A 19,560-nucleotide genomic window follows, 5' to 3' on the forward strand; every position below is an offset into this window, starting at 1 on the left:
GGCCATGCACAGCCTCATCCAGGCCCTCATCCTCGGCATCCTCACCGCCGGCGTCTATGCGCTCATGGCCTCCGGGCAGACCCTCATCTTCGGCATCATGAAGGTCGTCAACCTGGCGCAGGGAGCCATGGTCATCCTGGGCGCCTACCTGGCCTATCAACTGTTCACCTCCTTCGGCATCGACCCGTTCCTGGCCATCCCGATCACCATGGTCGTGATGTTCGCGCTCGGGGTGGCGGTCGAGGTGTGCTTCTTGCGGCCGCTGAAGAGGGAGGACCGCTCCGAACTCAGCCTGCTCGTCACCTTCGCCGTCGCCCTGCTCATCGAGGGCGTCATGAGCGTGATGTGGAAGACCAACTACCGAAGTGTCAGCACCTCCTACGTCAACGCCAGCTGGACCGTCTTCGGCTACCAGATCACGCTGGTGCGACTGTGGGGCTTCTTGCTCTCGCTCGTGGCGCTCGGCCTTCTGTACCTGCTGCTGAACCGGACGCGTTTCGGCCGAGCCGTGCGCGCCACGGTGCAGAACCCGGACGCCGCCCGCCTGCTCGGCGTCGAGGCCCAGCGCGTGTCCGCCCTCGGCTTCGGGCTCGGGTCGGCAACCGCGGCAGCAGCCGGCTCCGTCTACGGACTGCTGTATCCCTTCAACTCCGGCAGTCACTACGACCTGATCTCGCTGCTGCTGTCCATCGTCCTGCTCGGTGGTCTGGGCAGCGTGGTCGGGGCCGTGATCGGTGCGGTGATCGTGTCGGTCTCCTCCGCCGTGGTCGCCTCGACACTCTCACCGTCCTGGTCCGGCATGACGTATTTCGTCATTATCCTCCTCATCCTTCTCCTGAGGCCGCGAGGCCTGTTCGGCACTGCGACCAGGGGGGCCATATGAAAGCGTTTCGTGGCGCAGCACGCGCCATCGTCTTCTTTGCGCTGCTGGCGGCCCTGCCGTCGTTCAATCTGGCGCACTGGGCGCTCAACATGCTGATCTTCACCCTGATGTTCGCGGTGATGTCCAGCGCCTGGAACATCGTCGGCGGATTCGCCGGCTATCCCTCCCTCGGCCACGCCGCCTTCTTCGGCATCGGCGCCTACGTGGAAGGACTGTGGTTCGCCCACCACTCCGTAACCAGCGGTTACGAGCCATTTTGGGCGCTGCCGGTGATCGGCCTGCTCGGTGCCGTCCTCGGCCTGCCCATCGCGGCAGTGGCGATGCGTACTCGGGCCGATGTCTTCGCCATCGTCACCATCACGCTGCTGTTCGTCACCCAGACCCTGGCGTTCAACCTGCACAGCATCACTGGAGGCGCACAGGGGCTGGCCCTGCCGCAGCCGCCCTTCTCGGGTGCCAGCTTCGACCGGCCCTTCTACTACGTGCTGCTCGTGCTGCTTGCGATGGCGATGGCAGTCACGTACGCGATCACGCGCACCAAGGTCGGACTGAGTCTGGTTGTGATACGCGCGGACGAGGACAAGGCTCGCGGCATCGGCGTGCGCACCACCGGAGTCAAGCTGCTGGCCTTCGCCCTCAGCGTCGGCTTCACGGCCATGGTGGGTGCGGTCTGGGGCTACTACGAGGGCTTCATCTACCCGCAGTTCGCCATTGACCCGCTGATCACGATCGCGATCGTCCTGATGACCTTCCTCGGAGGTCGTGCCACCTTGTGGGGCCCGGTCATCGGCGCCTTCATCCTGGAATCCGCCCAGCAGTACCTCGCTTACCAGCTCGGCGGCAGCCAGGTCTACCTCATCGCTTACGCTCTGGTGTTCCTGCTGATCATGCTGCTGCTGCCGCGCGGCATCCTGCCCACTGTCCAGGACATGATCCGGCGGCGCAACCGGGCCAGAGTCGTCGACGCGGGCCTGTCCACCGCGCGTCCGGCCCCCGGCGCCGCCGTGCCGACGACAGAAGGAAGCCACCCGTGACCGCACTGCTCGAGGTAACCGACGCCACCAAGGCCTTCGGTGGAACGTTGGCCGTCGACTCCTGCTCGTTCGCCGTCCAGCACGGCACCGTCACCGCCCTCATCGGCCCCAATGGCTCGGGGAAGACCACGCTGTTCAACCTGATCACCGGATACCTGCGGCCCGACGGCGGCCAGGTGCGCTTCAACGGCCGCGAGATCACCGGCCTGGACGCGGGCAGCCTCTACCGGCGCGGCCTGTCCCGCACCTTCCAGCAGGCCCGGGTCTTCCCGCAGCTGAGCGTCGAGGAGAACCTGGTGGTCGCCGGCGGCTACAGCTGGCGGCAGCTGCTGACCCGGCGGGTGAGCCGGGCCGACCGCCAGCGGGCGGGCCAGCTGCTGGAGGAGTTCCGGCTGGCACCCGTCGCTGACCTGCTGGCCTCCGAACTCTCCTATGGGCAGCGCAAGTTGCTGGAGTTCGCCGCCGTACTGATGAGCGACCCGGAGCTGGTGCTCCTGGACGAGCCCACCGCGGGCGTCAACCCAGTCATGATCGAAACCATGGAACACCACATCCGGCAACGGCACGCGGCTGGAGTCACCTTCCTCATCGTCGAGCACGACATGACTTTCGTCATGCGGCTGTGTGACCCGGTCATCGTGCTCGACCAGGGAAAGCGAATCTTCACCGGCACACCCGGCGAGGTCCAAACCAACCCTCTCGTCCTCGACGCCTACCTGGGGAGCTGACCGTGGCCCCGATCCTCACCCTCGACGCCGTTGTGGCCGGCTACGGTGCCGGCGACATCCTCAAGGGCGTCCACCTGACCGTCGAATCCGGGACCGTCACCTGCCTGATCGGCCCCAACGGGGCAGGGAAGTCAACCGTTTTGAAGGCCATCAGCGGGCTGCTGCGGCCGAAAGAAGGCACCGTCGCCTTTCGCGGCAAACCCCTGGGCAAGCTCTCGCCCAGGGAACGGCTGGGGCTCGGTATCGTCCATGTCCCCCAAGACCGCAGCTTGTTTCCAGCGATGAGCGTGTGGGACAACCTCCTCATGGGCGGTTACACGCTCAAGGACCACATGGTGATGCAGGCCCGCATCGAACGGGCCGTCGAGACCTTTCCCATCTGCACCAAACGGGCGCGGGAGCACGCCGGTTCACTCTCCGGCGGGGAGCAGAAGCAAGTCGAACTTGCTCGGACCCTGATCCTTGACCCCGCACTCATCCTTCTCGACGAGCCCTCCATCGGCCTGGATCCCAAATCCCGGCAGCAGGTCTTCACCAGCATCCGGCAACTCGCCACCGACGGCCGCACCGTGCTCCTGGTCGAGCAGAACGCACGCTCCGGTCTCGCCGCCTCCGACGTCGGGGCCGTCCTCGAAGCAGGCCGGGTCCGCCTCGTCGCCAGCGGTGCCGAACTGCTGGACGATCCGGAGGTGGCCCGCCTCTACCTGGGAGCCGCGCCGCGGTAGGTGACACGCCAACGGCCCCTTCCCCGCCGGCCCTGCTCACGGACACCGACCGCGGGCAGGGGCAGCGGCCGTTCCCGAGCCGCTACACGGCCGGTGGCGGCCCGGCAGCTGCGATCTCCCGTGGTACGCACCCCCATAACGGCGCGCAGACACCGGGGGACCGACGAAATGCGCTGATCAGGGGCTGCACCACGCTCCTCAAAGACCTGAAGGGCGCCGCCGGCGCCACTGCGCGCGGACGAGCCCGGGGCCCTCCCGCGTCGTCATGAGAATGAGCGCAACTGCAGTGGACTGCCGTCTTCCCGCCCCGCAGCTTTCGGATTAGGCAGATTCGGAGGCGGGCGCCTTGCCATTCCACTGTCTTCCCCGCCAGCAGCCCTCGGAACGCGGCGATGTATTCACGCAGGAATGCCCAGGTGGCGGGCTTGGTGCCCATGGCGCGAGCGCTGGTGAAACCGGTTCCGAAAGCGACAGCGACCCGTCCCGGGGCGAGGGCGGCCAGACCCGCGGCCCCTGCCGCGTTCACCATCGGGTGGCGGAGAATCGGTACCAGCACACCCGGCCCGAGTCCGATGCGCTCGGTACGTTCCGCCGCGAGAGCCAGCAGCATCCACACATCGGGACTCTGGTGGGGAGTGTCGTAGAGCCACGCACGCTCGTAGCCGAGGCGCTCTGCGGTGACGATGTGAGCGGGTGCGTCCAAGGAGGACGCGAATGCACTGGAGATCTTCACGGTGCTCCTCTCATGAATTGCAGCCTGATCGACGACGTTCGTGCCGGTCTTCAGGGTGATGAGCTCTGCGGGCGAATCGCGTGTGACACGCGCAATGAGCATGGCCTGGCCGGCGCAGACGGGGCGGTGCACGTGCCCACTCCAGGCAGGCACGCGACGAACCGGGTATGAGGTGGCCGGCCGCGCATCTGATGGTCGCGAGGCCGACTTCGCCGTTGGTGTCCCATCGCACCCAAGCTTGAGCAATCTCATCGAACCTAGCTAGGTCACGGAGAGCAGGACGCGGGCCGCGTTGCCGATGCCGCGCACGTGGTCGATGTGCACGCGTTCGCGCCGAGCGCTAGCATCTCCGCCCGGGCCTGGTCGGTGCGCCGGCCGTCCCGTATGTGGATGATCCGACGTTGATGGGGATGCGCCGGAGGATTGCCTCGACGATGTTCGCCCGGGTCTTGGCGTGGCTGCCGGTATGGCCCGTGGTCGTCTAGTAGGGCTTGGTTATCTTGGGGGAAGGAGGGCGTGTTGGCCTCGCGGAGGTGAGGGCCATGACTCCGCAGGAGCTCGTGGAGGCCCAGGACCGGTTGGCGGCGTTCGCGGCCGAGGTGTTCGCCCCGTTGGGACGGTCCGACCAGCGGCGGTGGGGCGAGCGGTATGTGCGCGGGCTGCTCGGTGCGGGCCGCCGCAAGTCGATGGAGCCGATGGCGGCCCGGCTGGGGGTGGACCGGCAGGGCCTGCAGCAGTTCCTGGCCGACGCCCCGTGGTCCCATCAGATGGTGCTGGCCGAGCTGGCCTGGCGCATGGAGCCGGTCATCCGCCCGGCCGCCTGGGTGATCGACGATGTGTCCTTTCCCAAGGACGGCCACGCCTCGCCCGGCGTGGCCGCGCAGTACTGCGGGGCGCTGGGCAAGACCGCCAACTGCCAGGTCGCCCCGAGCGTGCACCTGGTCACCGACGCGGCCTCCTGTCCGGTGAACTGGCGGCTGTTCCTGCCCGAGCAGTGGGACGTGACCGCCGCGCCCGCCGAGGACGCCGACCAGGTGGCCAAGCGCCGCCGCCGGGCCCACATCCCCGACGAGGTCTGGCATGTCGCCAAGTGGCAGCTGGCCGTCGACATGGTCGACGAGCTGCGGTGCTGGGGGCTGGACCCGCCGCTGATCGTGGCCGACGAGGGCTACGGTCAAGACGGTGCCTTCCGGCTGGCGTTGGAAGAGCGCGGCATCGACTACGTGGTCGGGGTGCGTTCGGACACCGCGGTGCTGCCCGAGACCGCCACGCGTACCGCTCCGGCCTGGTCGGGCACCGGCCGGCCCCCGGTGCCCCGCTACCGGCAGGCACCCACCTCGGTGCGCACGCTGGTGCAGGACGCCGGGCACGGCGCCCTGCACCGGGTGACCTGGCGGCAGGGCTCCAAGGGCCCGTTGCGCTCGCGGTTCGCCGCACTGCGGGTGCGCCCCGCCGGAGTGCGGCTGCGCCGGGCGCACCCCGGCGAGGACCTGCCGGTGTGCTGGCTGCTGGCCGAGTGGCCCGCCGGCGAGAAGGAGCCGACCAAGTACTGGCTCTCCACGCTGCCCGCGGACACCCCCCTGCGGCACCTGGTGCGCTCGGCGAAGCTCCGCTGGCGGGTCGAGCACGACTACCGCGAGCTGAAGACCGCCTTGGGGCTGGGTCACTTCGAGGGCCGCACCTGGAACGGCTTCCACCGGCACCTCACCCTGGCCTCGGTCGCCCAGGCGTTTTGCACCCTGGAGCGACTGTCCCCGAAAGCGGCGGCCACGGCCTGACGACCTACCAGGTCGTGGCCGGACTGCAGGTCCTGCTGGCCTGCTGGGCCGGGCGCTGCCCGCTGTGCCGGACGCCGCTGCCCCCACCCAGACACACCAAGCCCATCCCAACCTAACCAAGCCCTACTAGGTCGTCGGAGTAGTGCGACGTGCCGACGGAGGCGCGGGAGTCTGCGAACAGCTTCCACCACTTCGGGCGGACGCGGAATAGATTGCTGAACACCTGCACGTCGAGGCCTTCGCCTAGGGTGTGCCGCAGCAGGTGGTCGAAGTCGGGGTGCCGTGTCGGCTCTCCTCCGATGAACTGCATCTTCGTCACCCCGACGCGTGTCGCGTCGGTGATGATGCGCCGCCAGGCGTCTCCGGTCTCGAGCCGTGGCCGACGCCCGGGCTGGCCTGCGCGTAGCAGTGAGAGGCACAGGTTCGTTGGCACTCGCGGGTGATCTCCAGCTCGAGGAATGTCACCATGCCCGGGGCTGTGCGGGTGGGTGCTTCCACTACGGCGGTCATGTTGTCCTCGTGGTTGTAGTCGTGACCCGCCGGAGGCTTGCGGAGATCCGACGGGGTGGGTGGTTCCCGCCTCGCCAGGTTTTGTGGAACCCGGTGGGATGGCGGCATGGCGGGTGCGGCCCCGGCCCGCAGCGGCCACCGTGGGGGTGCGGCAGTTCGGCGTCCGCGCGAGCACCAGGGCGAGGACGGGGGCGGTCGCGGCCGCCACGTAGACAAGCAGGCCGGTGATCGTCTTCACAGCGGGACCTTGTCGAGGGCCTCGAAGTGGTCGCACAAGGCGTTGAGGACGCGAGCCAGGCGGCGGGCGTACGCGAGGTCACCCCCCAGTTTGGGGCTCGGCTCAGCCGCGAGTTTCTGGCGGGCTTCTCCTAGGCAGGCGAGTGCGCAGTACCTCGGGACGCTGTTCCTCGCCAGCTTGCCGGCCGCCTGCTCAACCTCGGGCATGAGCAGGTCCAAATGCCCTCGCAACTGGAGGGTCAGCGTGTCCAGTTCGTCGGAGGCGGGCGGCAGTGTCTCGGGGACGGTGTCCGGGTCCAAGAGACGGTTGACGGTCTCACGCATCGTCTCGATGTCCGGAGCGCCGGTCTCGCTGTTTGTGTGGACAGCGCCGGTCATGACGTCACCGCCTGCCTAAGCGGATGACCTGAAGTTCTGCGCGGAATCTGGAGCGGCAGCGGCGGCCTGGCGCGATGGCCTCGATGACGAGAAGACCTCGCCGGGTGTTGTATCGAGGTTGACCAAACTACGACAAAACCGGCGAGGTCAAGGCCAGTATGCGTCCGGCATCCGTGTTCGCCAACCGCCCCGGTCCGGCGTACCAGCACCTGTATCACCTGCTGCATCACCGGTGGCGAGAGGCCTCCCGCGCGGTGATCGTGCTGCTGTCCGCGGCCGGCATGACCGCAGGAGAGATCGGCGAGCTGCTCGGCTACCACCCGGCCACGGTGCGCCGCTGGATCCATCGCTACAACACCGCCGGCCTGGCGGGCCTGGCCGATCGCCCCCGCGCGGGGCGGCCCCGGCTCGGCGGGCCGAGGCTGGGCGAGCGCATCCGCCGCCTGCTGACCCGCCCCGGGCCGTGGACCATCCGCCGGATCTGGCGCCGCCTGGGCCGGCCGAAGATGAGCCTGCGCACCGTGTACCGGCACACTCGCGAACAGGCGGCCTGGCGGCGGCCCCGCCTGGTGGCCAGGGGTGACCCCGAGCGCAGGCGCACCCTCGCCGCCCTGCGCCGCCAACTCGCCGCCCTGCCCCACGGGTCGGTGGTCTGGGCCGAGGACGAGACCCACCTGCACCTACTGCCGCACGTGCGGGCGAGCTGGATCCTGCGCGGGACGCGGCAGCAGGTGGCCACCCCAGGCAAGAACCGGCAGGCCACCGTCTTCGGGGCCCTGGAAGTGGCCACCGGCGCCTGGGTCTACACCCTGGGCCGCCGCAATGCCGCCGCCTTCGTCGCCTTCCTCCAGCTACTGCTGGCCGCCTACCCCGCCGCCCCGGTCGTCGCGGTGGTCTGCGACAACGACAGCATTCATCACGCGAAGGCGGTGACCGCCTACCTGGCCGACCAGCCCCGCCTGCGCCTGCTGTTCGGCGCCCGCTACAGCCCGCACGACAACCCGGTCGAGCGCATCTGGGCCGCGCTGAAGGCCCACATTGCCAACACCGCCGTCACCTGGCCGGGCCGCCTGCGTCAGGTCCACGCCTTCTTCCGGCAGCGCTCACCCACCCAGATGCTGACCACCGCCGCACCCTGGGCCTCGCCCTGGCTGCCGAAGAGTTACGCGCAGAACTTCAGGCAAGCCGCTTAGCAGGACAGCGCGGGCAGGAGCACCTCGAGAAGCCGTTCATGAAGCCGTTCACGTGGCTCGGCAGGTCCTCGCCGCGGATGCTCGTGAGGGTGCCGCGGTCCTGGGTGACGACGCTGTCGGCGCTAACGGAATGGGCGCGGATTCTCATCTTGACCTCGGGCCGTGCCGGAGCCGTAGTGTGCGTCATGTCGACGCTCCCTCGCTGGGTTGAGTGCTGACCACTCTCGGGGCCGTGTCAGCGGCCGCCGGGTTTTCATTGGGGTTCTCGCCGTGCACCATCGCCCACACGTAGTTGCGATCCCCTGTGCGCTCGTGGCCGTAGGCGTCGGCTTCGGCGATGGCGGACAGGACGATCTCGTGAGCTGCTTCGCTGAGTTCCGGGGGCAGGTCTGCCTCCAAGCGGATACCGGCCGGCCCCGTCGTGCGATGCACCTCGGAACCCGCGGCGGCAGCGAGCCGTGCGGCGATGCTTTCGGCCTTCGAACGCACGGGTCCCCTCAGGTGAACGTGTGATCACGTAGCGTGTTTCTAGTGCACTAGTTTCTAGCTGGTGCACTAGATTGTCAATGCACCAAGTGGATTGGCAACTTCGCCCGGACGTGGGCAGCACGGAGACACCGAATGGGCACGGAGCCGCCGCCGTACATGGTCATCGCAGACGACCTGCGGCGCCGCCTCACGGCAGGGGAATGGGCCGTCGGCGAGCGCCTCCCTTCGCGCGCCCAGCTCGCACGTGAGTACGGCGTCGGCGACAACGTGGTGAAAAAGGCCAGTGAGCGCCTGATCATCGAAGGTCTCCTCGAGGGGCGCGCCGGATCAGGCACCTATGTCACCGAGCCGCGGCAGCGCTTGCGCATGGTGCGATCCCGTCACAGCGAGTGGCGCGGCGGCTCTCCCTTCCGCGCCGACATGAAGGAACAGGGTCGACGCGGCACCTGGGAGTCCCATAGCGAGGCCCGCGTGCCCGCGCCGGAGTACATCGCCCGGCGCCTGGCCATCGAACCCGGCGAGCCGTGCGTGCAGACCTCGTACGAGTTTCTCGCCGACAACCAGCCCGTCCAGCTCTGCGAGTCGTGGGAGCCGATGGCCATCACTGGCGAAACGCCCATTGTCCTGCCGGAGATGGGGCCGCTCGCCGGCATGGGGGTCGTTGAGCGGATGCAATCCATCGGCATCGCCCTCGACGTAGCCGTGGAGGTTCCGCGCCCCGGCCGGGCCACGCAGCGAGAGGCAAACCTACTGGGTATCAGCGTCGGTGATCTCCTGACACATATCGAGCGCACCTACTACGACCGGGACGGTCGGCCTGTGGAGACGGCAGACATCGTCGTGCCGGACGTGCGCTGGGAGATCGCCTATGAGATCTCTGTCGAGCAGCCAAAGGCGTGAGGACGCCTACCCGGCGATGCTTCGCGGCTGTCTGAGCCGGGATCCCGCTTCCGCTCCGCGGATGTGGCCGGGTGCCAGGCCACATCCGTATCGGTGTCTGGGCACTCGCCCGCTGCGTTCCTCGCAAGCCCGGGCCTTGTCGACGGCGCGGCCCGCGTGCCCGCAGACCGGGACGCGCTGATGCCCTGACATTTTCCTGGCCGGGACGGTCGGCGGGTGCGTGCCGAGGCGTGCGCCCGCCGGTGGTCGTCCCCTGTGTTCGAGGGGATCCTGGTCGCTGTACAGCTGTGCCTGCAGTACGACTGCCGTCCACGGTCCGGGGCATGTCGGCGCGTTGGGGCTCGGTCGGCCCGGTGGAGGCGTTCTTCACGGGCGTGTTGCTGATCGTGTCGGTTCCGGTACGGGGGAGTGGAGCTGGGGTTAGGGGTTGCTGTGTCGCACCGGCATGTGTGTCCCCCGTTCGGTGGACGCAGGCAGGTGCGCACGGTCGTCCCGGAGTGTTGGGTTCCGGCCGATGCTCGTGGCCATGATCACACGCGCGAAGGGACTTGCGGTGGACGTACGGGGGCTGCGCAAGCAGTACGGGGACGTGACCGCGTTCGATGGAATCGATCTCGGGATCGGGCGGGGCGAGGTGTTCGGCCGGCGCGGGCCCAACGGGGCGGGCAAGACCACCGTCGTGGAGATCCTTCAGGGCCATCACGGCCGGGACGCGGGCGAGGTGACCGTGCTGGGGGCTGACCCGCCCACGGTGGGCGCGCGTGGCGCTCGAAGGTCGGCATCGTCTGGCAGGACGAGTCGGCGCCGACGGAGTATTGGACACCAAGTGATCAAACCGGACAGGCCACGAGAACGACGCGACCGTGGCGGCGAAGGGCCTCAGTGGTCCGCAGGATCCAGTCCTGACCAAACCCTCTCATGCCAAGAGCAGTTGCGGGACAACCCTTCAGCTAGAAGCACTCGTTGATGCCCCTATAGAATCTCACCCTGCTTCCGCTCGTAGTGACGATATCGGCGCTCGTGGCCACCACGATTTGCTTGGAGTTGGTCACCAGGATGGAATCGGCCTCCTCTGCCCGACTTGCGGGGTTAGTTTTGTCCCCCGCCCTGACGCCCGGCCCATTTCTGCTAGCGCCGACGGCGATGCCGGTGACCGACTTCCTCAGTGTGTAAGAACTGGAACTGCTTTGGATTACATCGTTGTATGTGTCGCGGGCCACGACTTGCGCTGCGGTAAGCTTTACCGTGAATGTGCCGATGAGCGGGAAGTCTCGAACGACTGTGGATTGACAAAGGCCCATGGTCTTTGACTCCTTAAAGCCCGAGACCAGGACGGGAACAATCTTCCCCTCGTATGCCCTGTCGTAAGCAGTGTACGAGATCAGCCCCTCGCCTTTGATGCGTTCAGAGGAGATCTTAGTTTTCTCACTAGAGATAAGGAACGACGCGGCAAGCACGCCCTTGGCCATGTCCACGGAGAGGGCCGCGCCGGCAGTGAGGCTTAGCAGCGTGACGAAGGCGAACAGCTTCCATCTGATCCTGCCACGCGTACCAGGCACGACTCATCCTCGCTTTCGGCGCTGCATTCAAGACTCATCCGTCGCCGCCTGGGAGGGGCAATGTGGGCAGCTTCACCAGGGCCACAGTCGGGCCGAGTTGCCGATGTGAATTAATCACGGAGCATTGCATACCTCCAGGACGGCTACACAGGCTGAAAGGGAATGAGAAGGCTGGCATGGCTGCATTCGATGATATACGCAGACTCACTTACAGGCCTTGTTCTGATGGCCACCAATCGGGTGAAATGGCAAGTCTGGTCGCAGGGCAGCGCAGCTTTGCGACGACGTCTACGGACCCAGGGCTTTGGCGAGTGCCTGGATCGTCCTGGCCTGGGGTGTTGATGTCGGTGGTGGGCCCCGGAAGCAGGTGAACACGGCACCTGTGGATCATGTAGTTCTCTACGCTCCAAGATCCACGAAGGTGCCGTGTTCGTTCCTCCATCATCCCCTGTCGCTGTCCCCGTGCCTCATGCGCCCTGCCTGGAAGCCCTCGGCCAGGGTGCCGCCAAGGACCAAGTCCGCAGCCTGGTCACGGAGTTCGAGTCGGTCACCGACCCGAGAGGGGCTTGCGGAGTGCGGTACCGGCTCTCCTCGCTGCTGGCCCTGGTGGTCTGCGCGATGACCCCGTCCGGCCACGACTCGATCACCGCGGCGGCGGAGTGGTGCCGACGTGCGACGCCGGAGGAACTGGCCGCCTTCGGCCTGCCCTACCACCCACTCCTTGGCCGCTACCGGGTGCCGAGCGAGAAGACCCTGCGCAGCGTCCTGGGGCGGCTCGATCCCGGTGAGATCGGCGCGGCCGGTTACGACTACCTTCGGCCCTTGCTGTCCACACAGCCCCGCCGGCCGGAGCCGGTGATGCCCGACGGCGCAACCGAGCGTGAACAGCGCCGGGCTCACCGGGCGGCCGCCCGCGCCGAGCCGGCACGGCTGAGGCGGCGGGCGATCGCGGTGGACGGCAAGTGCCTGCGTGGCGCGAGGCGCCCGGACGGCAGTCGGGTCTTCGTCCTGTCCGCCGTCCGTCACGGCGACGGTGTCACTCTCGCCTCCCGCGAGATCGGCGCGAAGACCAATGAAATCCCCGAGTTCGCACCTCTTCTCGACCAGATCGACGACGCGGATCTCGCGGGGGTGGTCGTTACCGCCGATGCCCTCCACGCCCAACGTGACCACGCCACCTACCTGACGCTATGAGGGCCGGGCCCCCTTCCGCGCCAGCCCGGTGGATGCTGTTTCCGGGTGTCCATACGAGCTCGGGAAGGAGGCCCGGGATGTCTGTCTACGTCGGAATCGACGTGCATCGCAAGAGGTCGCAGATCGCCATCGCCGACCAAGGCGGTGGGATCAACGTGAACAGGAACGTGCCCAACGGGCGGGTGCCGGTGCTGGGGGTGATCGGGGATCTCCCCACGGGCACACCGGTGGCGTTCGAGGCCGCCTTCGGCTGGGGCTGGCTGGTCGAGCTGCTCCAGGAGCACGGCTTCGAGCCGCACCTGGTGCATCCGCTGCAGTGCAAAGCCATCGCCTCGGCCCGGTTGAAGAACGACAAGGTCGATGCGGCCACCCTGGCCCAGCTGCTGCGCGCCGATCTGTTGCCAGAGGCCTGGATCGGCCCGCCGTCGGTCCGGCAGCAGCGGGCCGTGCTCCGACATCGGGCCCAACTGGTCCGGTTGCGGACCCTGTTGCGTAACCGGATCCATGCCGTGTTGGCCGATCACGGCTGTGACCGGGGAACCAGCCGCAGCTGCTGGAGCGGTCCCGGCCGCCGCTGGCTGGAGCAGCTCCCGCTGCCCGCGTCCTCCCGCACAGTGATCACCGACCTGCTGGAGCTGATCGATGCCGTCCAGGTTCCCATCGACCGGCTTGACGCTCGGCTGACGGCCGAAGCCAAGAATGACCCGCGGGTGAAGGTCCTGACCACTCTGCCGGGAGTAGGACCACTCACCGCTCTGGTCCTGCTGGCTGAGATCGGCGACATCCGCCGCTTCCCCTCGGCCCGCAAGCTCGCTTCCTGGGCTGGGCTCACTCCCACCGTCCGCGGCTCGGACCGCACCGTCCGCTACGGCCACATCTCCAAACAGGGCGACCCCTGGGTGCGCTGGATCCTGAGCGAAGCGGCCCAGACCGCCAAACGATCCCCGCAGTTCGCCGCCTGCTACGAGCAGATCGCCCATCGCCGCGGCAAGAAGATCGCCACGATCGCGATCGCCCGCAAACTCCTCACCCGCACCTGGCACCTGCTCGTCGAGTACGAAGCCGACCAGCACGCCACCCGTCCCGTCGGGGAGGCAGCGCTGAGCCAATGACAGTCACACTTCCCCTTCCGAGAGGTTGCCGACCCCGGGTGCGCTCGCGTCAGCGCATGAGCCGGCCCCGCCGTGCTCGACTACCTGAATGAGCAGCCCGGCCCCCGGACTAGCGGTGGTTTGTTAGTTCGGGGGGTAGAGGTTCAGGGTCTGTCCGGTGGTGACCGCGTCGATCAGGGCTTGGAGTTCGGGTGGAGGGGGCGCGTTGGACCAGGCCCGCCACCAGCGTTGCAGCACGATCGACGGGGTCAGCCAGCCGCGGACGGCGCGAATCGCCTTCGGCCAGCACGGTGGTGGGGGCGGGGCCGGCAGTGCCGGGCCCCCTCTCTCCAGCGTCGGCTTCCGGCACCAGTGTTGACGTACTCTCAGGTCCCGCGCTGGTGCGTCCTGCTTCCCAGCAGAAGGCGAACGCGCAATTGACCAGGGTCTGGTGGCGGCGGATCGCGACATTGGAGCGCACCTGGAAGTCGGCCCACCCCAGCTCGTCCTTGACCTGCTTGTAGCCCTGCTCGATCCAGTTTCGAATCCCGTAGATCCGCACGACCTCGGCCAGGTCCGCGGGCGGATAGGGGGACTCGGCCGCGCGGGGCGAGCCGGGGCGGGGCAGGTCGGTGGCCAGGTACCAGGTGGCCTTCTCCGGCAGGGTGGACGGATCGGCGGTGGCCACCACCAGCCGCGTCAGGCCGTCCGGACCCCAAAAGCCCAAGGTGGCGTCGGCGGCCCACCAGGTGGCGGTGTGCCCGTCGCGGAAGGTGCGCACCACCGGCGTCCAGGCGCCGGGCTCCTCGGGGCCGTGCCAGGCCAGTTCGCGGGCGGCGTCCACCGGGGTGCGGGCCTGGTCGCCGTAGGCCCACACCCCGCGGCGGCGCTTGACGGCCATCACGAACGGCACCTTGGCGGCGTGCAGCTCGCACCGGAAGTCGTCCAGGTCCCCGTAGGCGCCGTCGGCCACCGCCGCCCGGAACGCGATCCCCAAGGACCTGGCCTGACAGGCAAGTTGGGCGGCAATCTTCCACTTGGTACGGAAGGCCGGGTCGCTCTTCCCCCGCGGGAAGTGGTGGGCCGGGGTGTAGGGCACGGCGTGCAGCGGGTAGTAGAGGCGCTCGTCGGCCCACAGCGTGGTCACCGTGACCACGGCGTTGTCGGTCTTGCCGTACCGGCCCAGCCACTGCCGGCCCACGTGCGCGGTGGCAGTGCCGTCCTTGCGGTCCCCGGAGTCGTCGATGACCAGCACCCCGCCGGCGTGCGGGGCGGTCGCCTCGCCCTGCAGCAGCAGCTCCAGCCGCCGGGCGTTGACCCGCTCAGGGTCCCAGGTCGACTCGGACAGGAAGAACTGCAGCCGCTGCACCGCCGGGTGCTGGGCCCCACGACCGGCTCCGCCCCGGCCAGGCAGGTCAGCGTCTTGTTCCGGTCCCGCGGGGCCAGCAGCCCGGTCAGGTACTCCCTAAACCCGCGCCGCTGCGCCAGCGACGAGAACAGGTCGTCGAACCGGGCCGCGTAGCCCTCCAGCGGCCCCGGCGCCGGCGGGCACGGACGCCTCGCGGTCACCATCGCGACCACCTCCGAACAACATCGCCCCCGCCTACCGGCCTACCGCACGTTCCGCCCCAGGTCAACAAATCACCGCTAGGTCGTCGTGCCCACCCGCAGAGAGACCGGGTATTCGCCGGCGCGGCGGACGGAGCGGAGCGCCCGAGGACTGGTCCGGTGCGTGTGCCGCTAGGGAGTGTTCCTGGTTCGGAGCAAGGTCTGGGATGTGGTTTCCGGGGTGTGGGTCGGAGCTGGTAGACGCCCGCGTGGCGGGTTCGGGATCACCGATGATGAGTAGGAGTTGATCGAGCCGTTCCTGCAGGGCCTGGCTGTCGTCGAAGCCGAGCGCCGCACTTGTCTGGAAAGGCGAAGTGCGGCGCTCGGGCGAAGGCAGCAAGCGCGGCGTACCGGGTGAGCGGCGGCAGATCAGTCATGGGCGGGCACGGTAGGCACCAGCCCGCCTACGGTCGCGCGGTTCCCTCGAGGGCTCCGCACCCCGGGTAACGGGGCCCTCGAGGGGCGCGACGGCCCAAGTGAGGGAGTCGGACCAGACGCGCCACCAGATCCAACGAAGCGGCCGCGCCCGCGTCACACGCGGCTGGCTTCCTGAGCGGCGGCCCGCGCCTTGTCCATGGCGGCGGCGAACTCCGTGTCGCGCCTTCGCCGCTGGTAGATCGCTGCTTGGGTGACGCCGACGGCGGCCGCGGCCGCGAGGACTGTGGTCTGCGGCTGGCTCAGCGCCTGCAGGAACCGGGCCACCCGTTCCGTGGTGAGGCGGGTCATCCCCGTGTACCTGTATGGTGCGGCCGCCGCGGAGACCGCGTCGCAGGCCTGCGCGGAGGAGCGGGAGCTGTTTCGGGTCCGGCGGCCCTCGAGCGCCCAGGTCGGACTCTTCGGCCTCACCCTGCTCGAGGCGGCCGACCACGCCAAGATAATCCCGGACGGCCGGGGCACGGGCTACATGATCGCCATGACCGCGATCGTGGGCCTCGCCAAGGCGTGCATTCGCCGGAAGCGATGACCCAGGGCCGGGGGCGCGCCTGTATGGGTGCCCCGGCTGCCGGTCACAGGTAGCGGATCTGGAGCTCCGCGGCGAACACGTTGCCGTAGGCGGGCAGCGGGGTGTCGGTGAGCAGGACACAGACCGGGTGGCCGTCGACGACGTGGTCGACGATCGAACCGGCCGGGGCGGAGCTGTAGATGACGACGCGCGCGCCGGGGCCGAACACCGGGCCAGGGTTGATCACCAGGTAGGTGCGGTCGGGCTCAGTCATGGTCTTGCCTCTCGAGCGGGGGCACAGGCCCGTGTGGGCCCGCCCTTCACCCGTTACGGGGCCTCGGGCCCTCCCAGACAGGATCGGGCCCCAGATTCGCTCAGGCGGCCGCGCGGACGTCGCCCTGGCCGAGGGGGACGACGTCCTCGGCGTGCTTGAGGGCCTGCCGGGCGGCGACCAGGTCGGGGCCCTCGATCCCCTCATGCGCGCAACGCTCCCACCACGGGTGGCACAGCACGGCGGCGGTGGCGTCGCGCAGCTCCCCGAACAGCCGGTCGTACTCCGCGGCCTGGTCCGCGGTCCAGCCGGGCGTCTCGGGCCGGCCGGGGCGCTCCCTGCCCCGCTCGGTCTCGTCCGGCCAGCCGGGGTGCGCCTCGCGGGATCACGGGAGCGTGGCCTGGTGGGCGTGCAGGGCGGCGTACAGCTCGGCGGCCGTGCGCTGGTCGGCGGGGAAGTCGAGCGGGCGGAACGGGGCGTCGTCGGCCGGAGCCGACTCGGAGGCAGGGGCGGGGCTGGTCATGCCTCGGAGAGGGCGGGCCAGGCGCAGCACTCAGGTGTACGACAGGGCCTGCCGCGGCGATCTGGGGGGAGCTGGCAGACAGCGAGCGGACACAGTAGCAGTGCGTACATGCGGGGCGGGTCTCCTACGCGGTGACGGCCGGGGCGTCGACGGCGGCGGCCTCGAGCTCGTCGGCGCGGCGGCGCAGCAGGTCGCGAACCTTCCACGCCCCCTCGGCGGCCTTCTGGCCCATGTCGCCGTACAGGCGGTCCCCTTCGGCGTGAGCCTCGTCGGCGGCGGCCCGGTACGCCTGGGCGCGGGCCTCCGCCTGGATGCGGGCCTCGAGCTGGCGGACCTTGGCCTTCAGCTGGTCGGCGAGCGCGCGCTCCTCGGGCGTGGGCTGGTCGGCGGGGTCGGGGCCGGCGCACCAGAGCTGTTCACGGATCGCGCCGGTGTGGTGCAGGTGGGTGCACGGCTGGACGGGCGGCAGGTAGTCGGTGCTCACGATCGTCTCCTTGGGCATGAGTGCCGGGCAGGGTTAGGAACGGCAGGGGGCGCCGTCCTGTTACGCCGCGTACCCTGTGGGGCGGTCAGAACGTGACGGCGTGGGCTTCGGCCTTGAGGAACTCGGCGGCGGTGTCGACGTCGGCTCGCTTCCACGAACGCGTTGGTGTGTTTGGGACGTGCTTGCGGCCGTTCCTGGCGTCATTGACCCTTCAGGAGCAAAGCCCTCCTCCACGATCGCCTTCGGCGCGGGCTGCTTCAGACTCTCTTGTCGTTGACGGTCGCCAGCACAGCCACGTAGCGCTTTCGCTGCAGGTCGGGCGTTTTCTCGCTAGGGGTATTCGTGCAGGTAGTCATGAGTGCATACTGGGGGTATGGCCGACACCACCGTAAAGATCGACACCGAAACCAGGGACCGGTTCGCGACCCTGGCCGCGGCCCGCGGCATGAGCGTGCGCGCCTACTTGGCCGACCTGGCCATCACTGAGGAGAACCAGGCCAAGCTAGGCCGGGCTACCGACGCCTTCCGCGCGGCAGTGACGCGACCTGGTTTCGCCGAGGCCTTTGACAGCGACTTCGGCGGCCTGCCCGCGCCCGTCAGCCGCCAGGCGGCCTGACGTTGGAACTGCACATCGACATCCGATGGCTCCTCGACCGGCAGGAGGAGCTGCTGGGCAAGGACCTTGCTGTCACCGACTACTCGGCTCTGGTCGCCGCGGTGGCGCGGCATCGGGTGAACACCCCGCAATTGGACGAAAGTTCCCCAGACGCCTACTGGCGTGCAGCGGCACTGATGGAGCAACTCGTACTGCTGCGGCCCTTGCCAGCACGCAACGAGCTCTTCGCTTACGGAGTGGCCGTCGCCTACATCCAGGCCTCGGGGGAAACCGTTGACGCCCCATACGAACAGTGGCGGGACTTGATCATCGACATTCGTGCCCTGCGATTGACGGTCTATGACGTCGCCGACCGGCTCCGGTCCTGGGGCGGCTGACAGAGAGCAGGTCGAGCACGGTCGCGGGCCCGGTCGGAAAAGACCGGGCCCCGGATTCGTCCAGGCGGCCGGGTGGACGTCGCCCGGGTCGAGCGGCCGGGGCCCGATCGTCTGTACGCGGTCAGGCGCCCACTTAAGGCCTACACGTCTGATCAACAAGCTGAAGGTCTGGTGGGCATCGCGACTCGTTACGACAAGCCCCCCGAGAGCTATCTCGCAGTCCTCCACCTCCGCGCCTCGATGATCTAGATGAACGACCTGTAGACAACTGGTTGATCAAGTCCACTAGGGCGCGTATTGAGTCGTGATCAATGGGCGGTCCGAGTGAGGTCCTTGATCCAGATCATCGATGCGCGGAGGTGGAGGCCGGCGAGGTAGCTGTCCGGGGTCTTGTCGTATCGGGTGGCGATACCTCGCCAGGCTTTCAGCTTGTTGATCAGGCGCTCGTTGGTGTTCCGCTCCTTGTAGAGGTCGGCGTCGTGACTGACGGGCCGGCCACCCCAGGAAGGGCATGAACACGCCACGATGCCAGGGTGGGCGCCAGGCGAACAGACCGCGCGCCGGGGATTGCGCCGTCCGGGGTGGGTCCGGTGGCGACGATGGTGGCCGGCGGGGCTCGCGCACGCGCTCAGGGACCCAGCCGTCGTGCCAGTTCCTCGGGGAGGACGTCGCGGTTGGCAGGGGTGATGGGCACGACGTTGATGTCGTGGCGGCCCTTGAGCGCGTCGGTGAACGGGTCGCGATGCACGTGGACGGTGGCCACGACGTCGAAGTCCGCCCGGAAGAGAGACCCGACCGTGTCCCGGAGCGGGGCACAGGCCAGCTCCATCCGCCCGAGCTCGTCGACGAGGACCAGCGGCCCGGGCGCCGGGCGCGTCGCCGCCCACTCCAGCGCCGGCAGCGCCAGCCGTTCCATGACGCCCAGGTCGACTCCGTACCGCCCGACCCGCGGGGGTCCCGGGAAGTCGACGTGGGCGAGCACGGCGCGTCGGCCCGTCAGCGTCTCCAGTGCGAAACCGACGCGTGTGCCGCCGTGCCGGATCTCCTCCGTGGTGAAGCCGACGACCTCACGGGTGCGCACCAGCGTGGCCAGGCGGCGGATGGCCGTCGTCTTGCCCACGCCGGGGCGCCCTTCGAGCAGGATCCTTGTGGGCATGGTGTGCTCCGCGCCCGGGTTGATGTGATCCTCGTCGGTCGGTGGGTGGGATCCCGGGGACCGGTCGGCCGATCGCGCCGACGTCCCTCGCGACGAGGTCCCGCAGTCCTTCTACCGGGTTCCCGGCGAGGAGCCGGTCAGTCACCGGGC

The 19,560-nt window shown here is 68.8% G+C and carries 23 protein-coding genes and 4 pseudogenes; 13 read left to right on the plus strand and 14 right to left on the minus strand.

Annotated elements, in window-relative coordinates; genetic code table 11:
• Window positions 1-4: 4 nt before the first annotated feature.
• Genes ACQEXA_RS53930 through ACQEXA_RS53945 form a run of 4 tightly spaced genes read left to right on the plus strand, consistent with a single transcriptional unit; the run spans window position 5 to window position 3,370 of the window.
• On the plus strand, window positions 5-883 hold the full coding sequence (locus ACQEXA_RS53930; protein WP_432921519.1) for a branched-chain amino acid ABC transporter permease: 879 nt from the start codon (window positions 5-7) through the stop codon (window positions 881-883).
• A complete protein-coding gene (locus ACQEXA_RS53935; RefSeq protein WP_432921516.1) occupies window positions 880-1,917 on the plus strand; it encodes a branched-chain amino acid ABC transporter permease in 1,038 nt (345 codons plus the stop codon). Before ACQEXA_RS53930 ends, ACQEXA_RS53935 begins: the two co-directional genes overlap by 4 nt.
• On the plus strand, window positions 1,914-2,645 hold the full coding sequence (locus ACQEXA_RS53940; RefSeq protein WP_432921513.1) for an ABC transporter ATP-binding protein: 732 nt from the start codon (window positions 1,914-1,916) through the stop codon (window positions 2,643-2,645). The genes ACQEXA_RS53935 and ACQEXA_RS53940 overlap by 4 nt, the downstream gene beginning before the upstream one ends.
• Before the next feature lie 2 nt (window positions 2,646-2,647).
• The gene (locus ACQEXA_RS53945; RefSeq protein ID WP_432921510.1) at window positions 2,648-3,370 is read left to right on the plus strand and encodes an ABC transporter ATP-binding protein; all 723 of its coding nucleotides are present in this window, start codon (window positions 2,648-2,650) and stop codon (window positions 3,368-3,370) included.
• Window positions 3,371-3,452: 82 nt separating this feature from the next.
• Here ACQEXA_RS53945 and ACQEXA_RS53950 read toward each other — a convergent pair whose 3' ends face one another.
• Window positions 3,453-4,355, minus strand: coding sequence for an LLM class flavin-dependent oxidoreductase (locus ACQEXA_RS53950; protein ID WP_433133765.1), 903 nt, complete (start codon window positions 4,353-4,355; stop codon window positions 3,453-3,455).
• Between the two features lie 290 nt (window positions 4,356-4,645).
• Between ACQEXA_RS53950 and ACQEXA_RS53955 the strand changes: the two genes are divergently transcribed.
• Complete coding sequence (locus ACQEXA_RS53955; RefSeq protein WP_432937488.1) at window positions 4,646-5,881, plus strand: IS701 family transposase; 1,236 nt, start codon at window positions 4,646-4,648, stop codon at window positions 5,879-5,881.
• Window positions 5,882-5,993: 112 nt separating this feature from the next.
• On the opposite strand, the gene ACQEXA_RS53960 is transcribed toward ACQEXA_RS53955, so the two are convergent.
• On the minus strand, window positions 5,994-6,191 hold the full coding sequence (locus ACQEXA_RS53960) for a hypothetical protein (protein WP_433133767.1): 198 nt from the start codon (window positions 6,189-6,191) through the stop codon (window positions 5,994-5,996).
• Between the two features lie 434 nt (window positions 6,192-6,625).
• Window positions 6,626-7,006: a DUF6415 family natural product biosynthesis protein gene (locus ACQEXA_RS53965; protein WP_432921504.1), complete on the minus strand. Its 381-nt coding sequence runs from the start codon at window positions 7,004-7,006 to the stop codon at window positions 6,626-6,628.
• Between the two features lie 158 nt (window positions 7,007-7,164).
• On the opposite strand from ACQEXA_RS53965, the gene ACQEXA_RS53970 reads away from it, so the two are divergent.
• The gene (locus ACQEXA_RS53970; protein ID WP_432923211.1) at window positions 7,165-8,199 is read left to right on the plus strand and encodes an IS630 family transposase; all 1,035 of its coding nucleotides are present in this window, start codon (window positions 7,165-7,167) and stop codon (window positions 8,197-8,199) included.
• Here the strand turns inward: ACQEXA_RS53970 and ACQEXA_RS53975 are convergent.
• Together ACQEXA_RS53975 and ACQEXA_RS53980 are read right to left on the minus strand one after the other, a co-directional pair.
• Entirely contained in the window at window positions 8,183-8,386 is a 204-nt protein-coding gene (locus ACQEXA_RS53975) for a hypothetical protein (protein WP_433133769.1), read from the minus strand. The genes ACQEXA_RS53970 and ACQEXA_RS53975 overlap by 17 nt on opposite strands.
• Window positions 8,383-8,688 carry a hypothetical protein gene (locus tag ACQEXA_RS53980; protein ID WP_433133771.1) on the minus strand — a complete coding sequence of 102 codons (306 nt, stop codon included), beginning with the start codon at window positions 8,686-8,688 and terminating at the stop codon, window positions 8,383-8,385. Before ACQEXA_RS53980 ends, ACQEXA_RS53975 begins: the two co-directional genes overlap by 4 nt.
• A gap of 132 nt (window positions 8,689-8,820) precedes the next feature.
• Here ACQEXA_RS53980 and ACQEXA_RS53985 point away from each other — a divergent pair, with 132 nt between their 5' ends.
• Both ACQEXA_RS53985 and ACQEXA_RS53990 read left to right on the plus strand, forming a co-directional pair.
• The gene (locus ACQEXA_RS53985) at window positions 8,821-9,588 is read left to right on the plus strand and encodes a GntR family transcriptional regulator (protein ID WP_432921498.1); all 768 of its coding nucleotides are present in this window, start codon (window positions 8,821-8,823) and stop codon (window positions 9,586-9,588) included.
• A gap of 526 nt (window positions 9,589-10,114) precedes the next feature.
• Window positions 10,115-10,401: pseudogene (locus tag ACQEXA_RS53990) on the plus strand (ATP-binding cassette domain-containing protein); the annotation flags it as partial.
• 137 nt (window positions 10,402-10,538) lie between these two features.
• Here the strand turns inward: ACQEXA_RS53990 and ACQEXA_RS53995 are convergent.
• The gene (locus tag ACQEXA_RS53995) at window positions 10,539-11,147 is read right to left on the minus strand and encodes a DUF6230 family protein (RefSeq protein ID WP_432921490.1); all 609 of its coding nucleotides are present in this window, start codon (window positions 11,145-11,147) and stop codon (window positions 10,539-10,541) included.
• Between the two features lie 426 nt (window positions 11,148-11,573).
• Between ACQEXA_RS53995 and ACQEXA_RS54000 the strand changes: the two are divergent.
• Window positions 11,574-12,332, plus strand: a pseudogene (locus tag ACQEXA_RS54000) (transposase family protein); the annotation flags it as partial.
• An 86-nt stretch (window positions 12,333-12,418) separates the two neighbouring features.
• Entirely contained in the window at window positions 12,419-13,453 is a 1,035-nt protein-coding gene (locus ACQEXA_RS54005) for an IS110 family transposase (RefSeq protein ID WP_432920626.1), read from the plus strand.
• Between the two features lie 109 nt (window positions 13,454-13,562).
• On the opposite strand, the pseudogene ACQEXA_RS54010 reads toward ACQEXA_RS54005, so the two are convergent.
• Window positions 13,563-15,001 (minus strand): annotated as a pseudogene (locus ACQEXA_RS54010) (IS701 family transposase).
• A 570-nt stretch (window positions 15,002-15,571) separates the two neighbouring features.
• On the minus strand, window positions 15,572-15,766 hold the full coding sequence (locus ACQEXA_RS54015; protein ID WP_432921451.1) for a hypothetical protein: 195 nt from the start codon (window positions 15,764-15,766) through the stop codon (window positions 15,572-15,574).
• A 4-nt stretch (window positions 15,767-15,770) separates the two neighbouring features.
• Between ACQEXA_RS54015 and ACQEXA_RS54020 the strand changes: the two genes are divergently transcribed.
• The gene (locus tag ACQEXA_RS54020; RefSeq protein ID WP_432921448.1) at window positions 15,771-16,004 is read left to right on the plus strand and encodes a hypothetical protein; all 234 of its coding nucleotides are present in this window, start codon (window positions 15,771-15,773) and stop codon (window positions 16,002-16,004) included.
• Between the two features lie 43 nt (window positions 16,005-16,047).
• On the opposite strand, the gene ACQEXA_RS54025 is transcribed toward ACQEXA_RS54020, so the two are convergent.
• The 4 genes from ACQEXA_RS54025 to ACQEXA_RS54040 form a co-directional block, all read right to left on the minus strand.
• On the minus strand, window positions 16,048-16,257 hold the full coding sequence (locus ACQEXA_RS54025) for a hypothetical protein (protein WP_433133773.1): 210 nt from the start codon (window positions 16,255-16,257) through the stop codon (window positions 16,048-16,050).
• A 100-nt stretch (window positions 16,258-16,357) separates the two neighbouring features.
• On the minus strand, window positions 16,358-16,495 hold the full coding sequence (locus tag ACQEXA_RS54030; protein ID WP_433133775.1) for a hypothetical protein: 138 nt from the start codon (window positions 16,493-16,495) through the stop codon (window positions 16,358-16,360).
• Between the two features lie 144 nt (window positions 16,496-16,639).
• Window positions 16,640-16,777, minus strand: a complete 138-nt coding sequence (locus ACQEXA_RS54035; RefSeq protein WP_432921439.1) for a hypothetical protein — start codon at window positions 16,775-16,777, stop codon at window positions 16,640-16,642.
• Between the two features lie 124 nt (window positions 16,778-16,901).
• The gene (locus tag ACQEXA_RS54040; protein ID WP_433133777.1) at window positions 16,902-17,261 is read right to left on the minus strand and encodes a hypothetical protein; all 360 of its coding nucleotides are present in this window, start codon (window positions 17,259-17,261) and stop codon (window positions 16,902-16,904) included.
• Between the two features lie 373 nt (window positions 17,262-17,634).
• On the opposite strand from ACQEXA_RS54040, the gene ACQEXA_RS54045 reads away from it, so the two are divergent.
• Both ACQEXA_RS54045 and ACQEXA_RS54050 read left to right on the plus strand, forming a co-directional pair.
• A complete protein-coding gene (locus ACQEXA_RS54045; RefSeq protein WP_432921433.1) occupies window positions 17,635-17,877 on the plus strand; it encodes an antitoxin MazE7 in 243 nt (80 codons plus the stop codon).
• Window positions 17,878-17,879: 2 nt separating this feature from the next.
• Entirely contained in the window at window positions 17,880-18,254 is a 375-nt protein-coding gene (locus tag ACQEXA_RS54050) for a toxin Doc (RefSeq protein WP_432921430.1), read from the plus strand.
• A 308-nt stretch (window positions 18,255-18,562) separates the two neighbouring features.
• Here ACQEXA_RS54050 and ACQEXA_RS54055 read toward each other — a convergent pair.
• A pseudogene (locus tag ACQEXA_RS54055) lies at window positions 18,563-18,754 on the minus strand (IS5/IS1182 family transposase); the annotation flags it as partial.
• Window positions 18,755-18,882: 128 nt separating this feature from the next.
• On the minus strand, window positions 18,883-19,410 hold the full coding sequence (locus tag ACQEXA_RS54060) for a nucleoside-triphosphatase (RefSeq protein WP_432921427.1): 528 nt from the start codon (window positions 19,408-19,410) through the stop codon (window positions 18,883-18,885).
• Window positions 19,411-19,560 lie beyond the last annotated feature (150 nt).

Source organism: Streptomyces sp. CA-106110, from assembly GCF_050936285.1.
Taxonomy (GTDB): domain Bacteria; phylum Actinomycetota; class Actinomycetes; order Streptomycetales; family Streptomycetaceae; genus Streptomyces.

What these genes read in the sequence shown, in the direction of transcription:
- ACQEXA_RS53960 (WP_433133767.1), bottom strand. Translation starts at nt 6,191, where the DNA reads ATGCAGTTCATCGGAGGAGAGCCGACACGGCACCCCGACTTCGACCAC.
- ACQEXA_RS54045 (WP_432921433.1), top strand. Translation starts at nt 17,635, where the DNA reads ATGGCCGACACCACCGTAAAGATCGACACCGAAACCAGGGACCGGTTC.
- ACQEXA_RS53935 (WP_432921516.1), top strand. Translation starts at nt 880, where the DNA reads ATGAAAGCGTTTCGTGGCGCAGCACGCGCCATCGTCTTCTTTGCGCTG.
- ACQEXA_RS53955 (WP_432937488.1), top strand. Translation starts at nt 4,646, where the DNA reads ATGACTCCGCAGGAGCTCGTGGAGGCCCAGGACCGGTTGGCGGCGTTC.
- ACQEXA_RS54035 (WP_432921439.1), bottom strand. Translation starts at nt 16,777, where the DNA reads ATGACCAGCCCCGCCCCTGCCTCCGAGTCGGCTCCGGCCGACGACGCC.
- ACQEXA_RS53930 (WP_432921519.1), top strand. Translation starts at nt 5, where the DNA reads ATGCACAGCCTCATCCAGGCCCTCATCCTCGGCATCCTCACCGCCGGC.
- ACQEXA_RS53975 (WP_433133769.1), bottom strand. Translation starts at nt 8,386, where the DNA reads ATGACGCACACTACGGCTCCGGCACGGCCCGAGGTCAAGATGAGAATC.
- ACQEXA_RS54005 (WP_432920626.1), top strand. Translation starts at nt 12,419, where the DNA reads ATGTCTGTCTACGTCGGAATCGACGTGCATCGCAAGAGGTCGCAGATC.
- ACQEXA_RS54025 (WP_433133773.1), bottom strand. Translation starts at nt 16,257, where the DNA reads ATGACTGAGCCCGACCGCACCTACCTGGTGATCAACCCTGGCCCGGTG.
- ACQEXA_RS53970 (WP_432923211.1), top strand. Translation starts at nt 7,165, where the DNA reads ATGCGTCCGGCATCCGTGTTCGCCAACCGCCCCGGTCCGGCGTACCAG.
- ACQEXA_RS53950 (WP_433133765.1), bottom strand. Translation starts at nt 4,355, where the DNA reads ATGAGATTGCTCAAGCTTGGGTGCGATGGGACACCAACGGCGAAGTCG.
- ACQEXA_RS54060 (WP_432921427.1), bottom strand. Translation starts at nt 19,410, where the DNA reads ATGCCCACAAGGATCCTGCTCGAAGGGCGCCCCGGCGTGGGCAAGACG.
- ACQEXA_RS54015 (WP_432921451.1), bottom strand. Translation starts at nt 15,766, where the DNA reads ATGACCCGCCTCACCACGGAACGGGTGGCCCGGTTCCTGCAGGCGCTG.
- ACQEXA_RS53965 (WP_432921504.1), bottom strand. Translation starts at nt 7,006, where the DNA reads ATGACCGGCGCTGTCCACACAAACAGCGAGACCGGCGCTCCGGACATC.
- ACQEXA_RS53985 (WP_432921498.1), top strand. Translation starts at nt 8,821, where the DNA reads ATGGGCACGGAGCCGCCGCCGTACATGGTCATCGCAGACGACCTGCGG.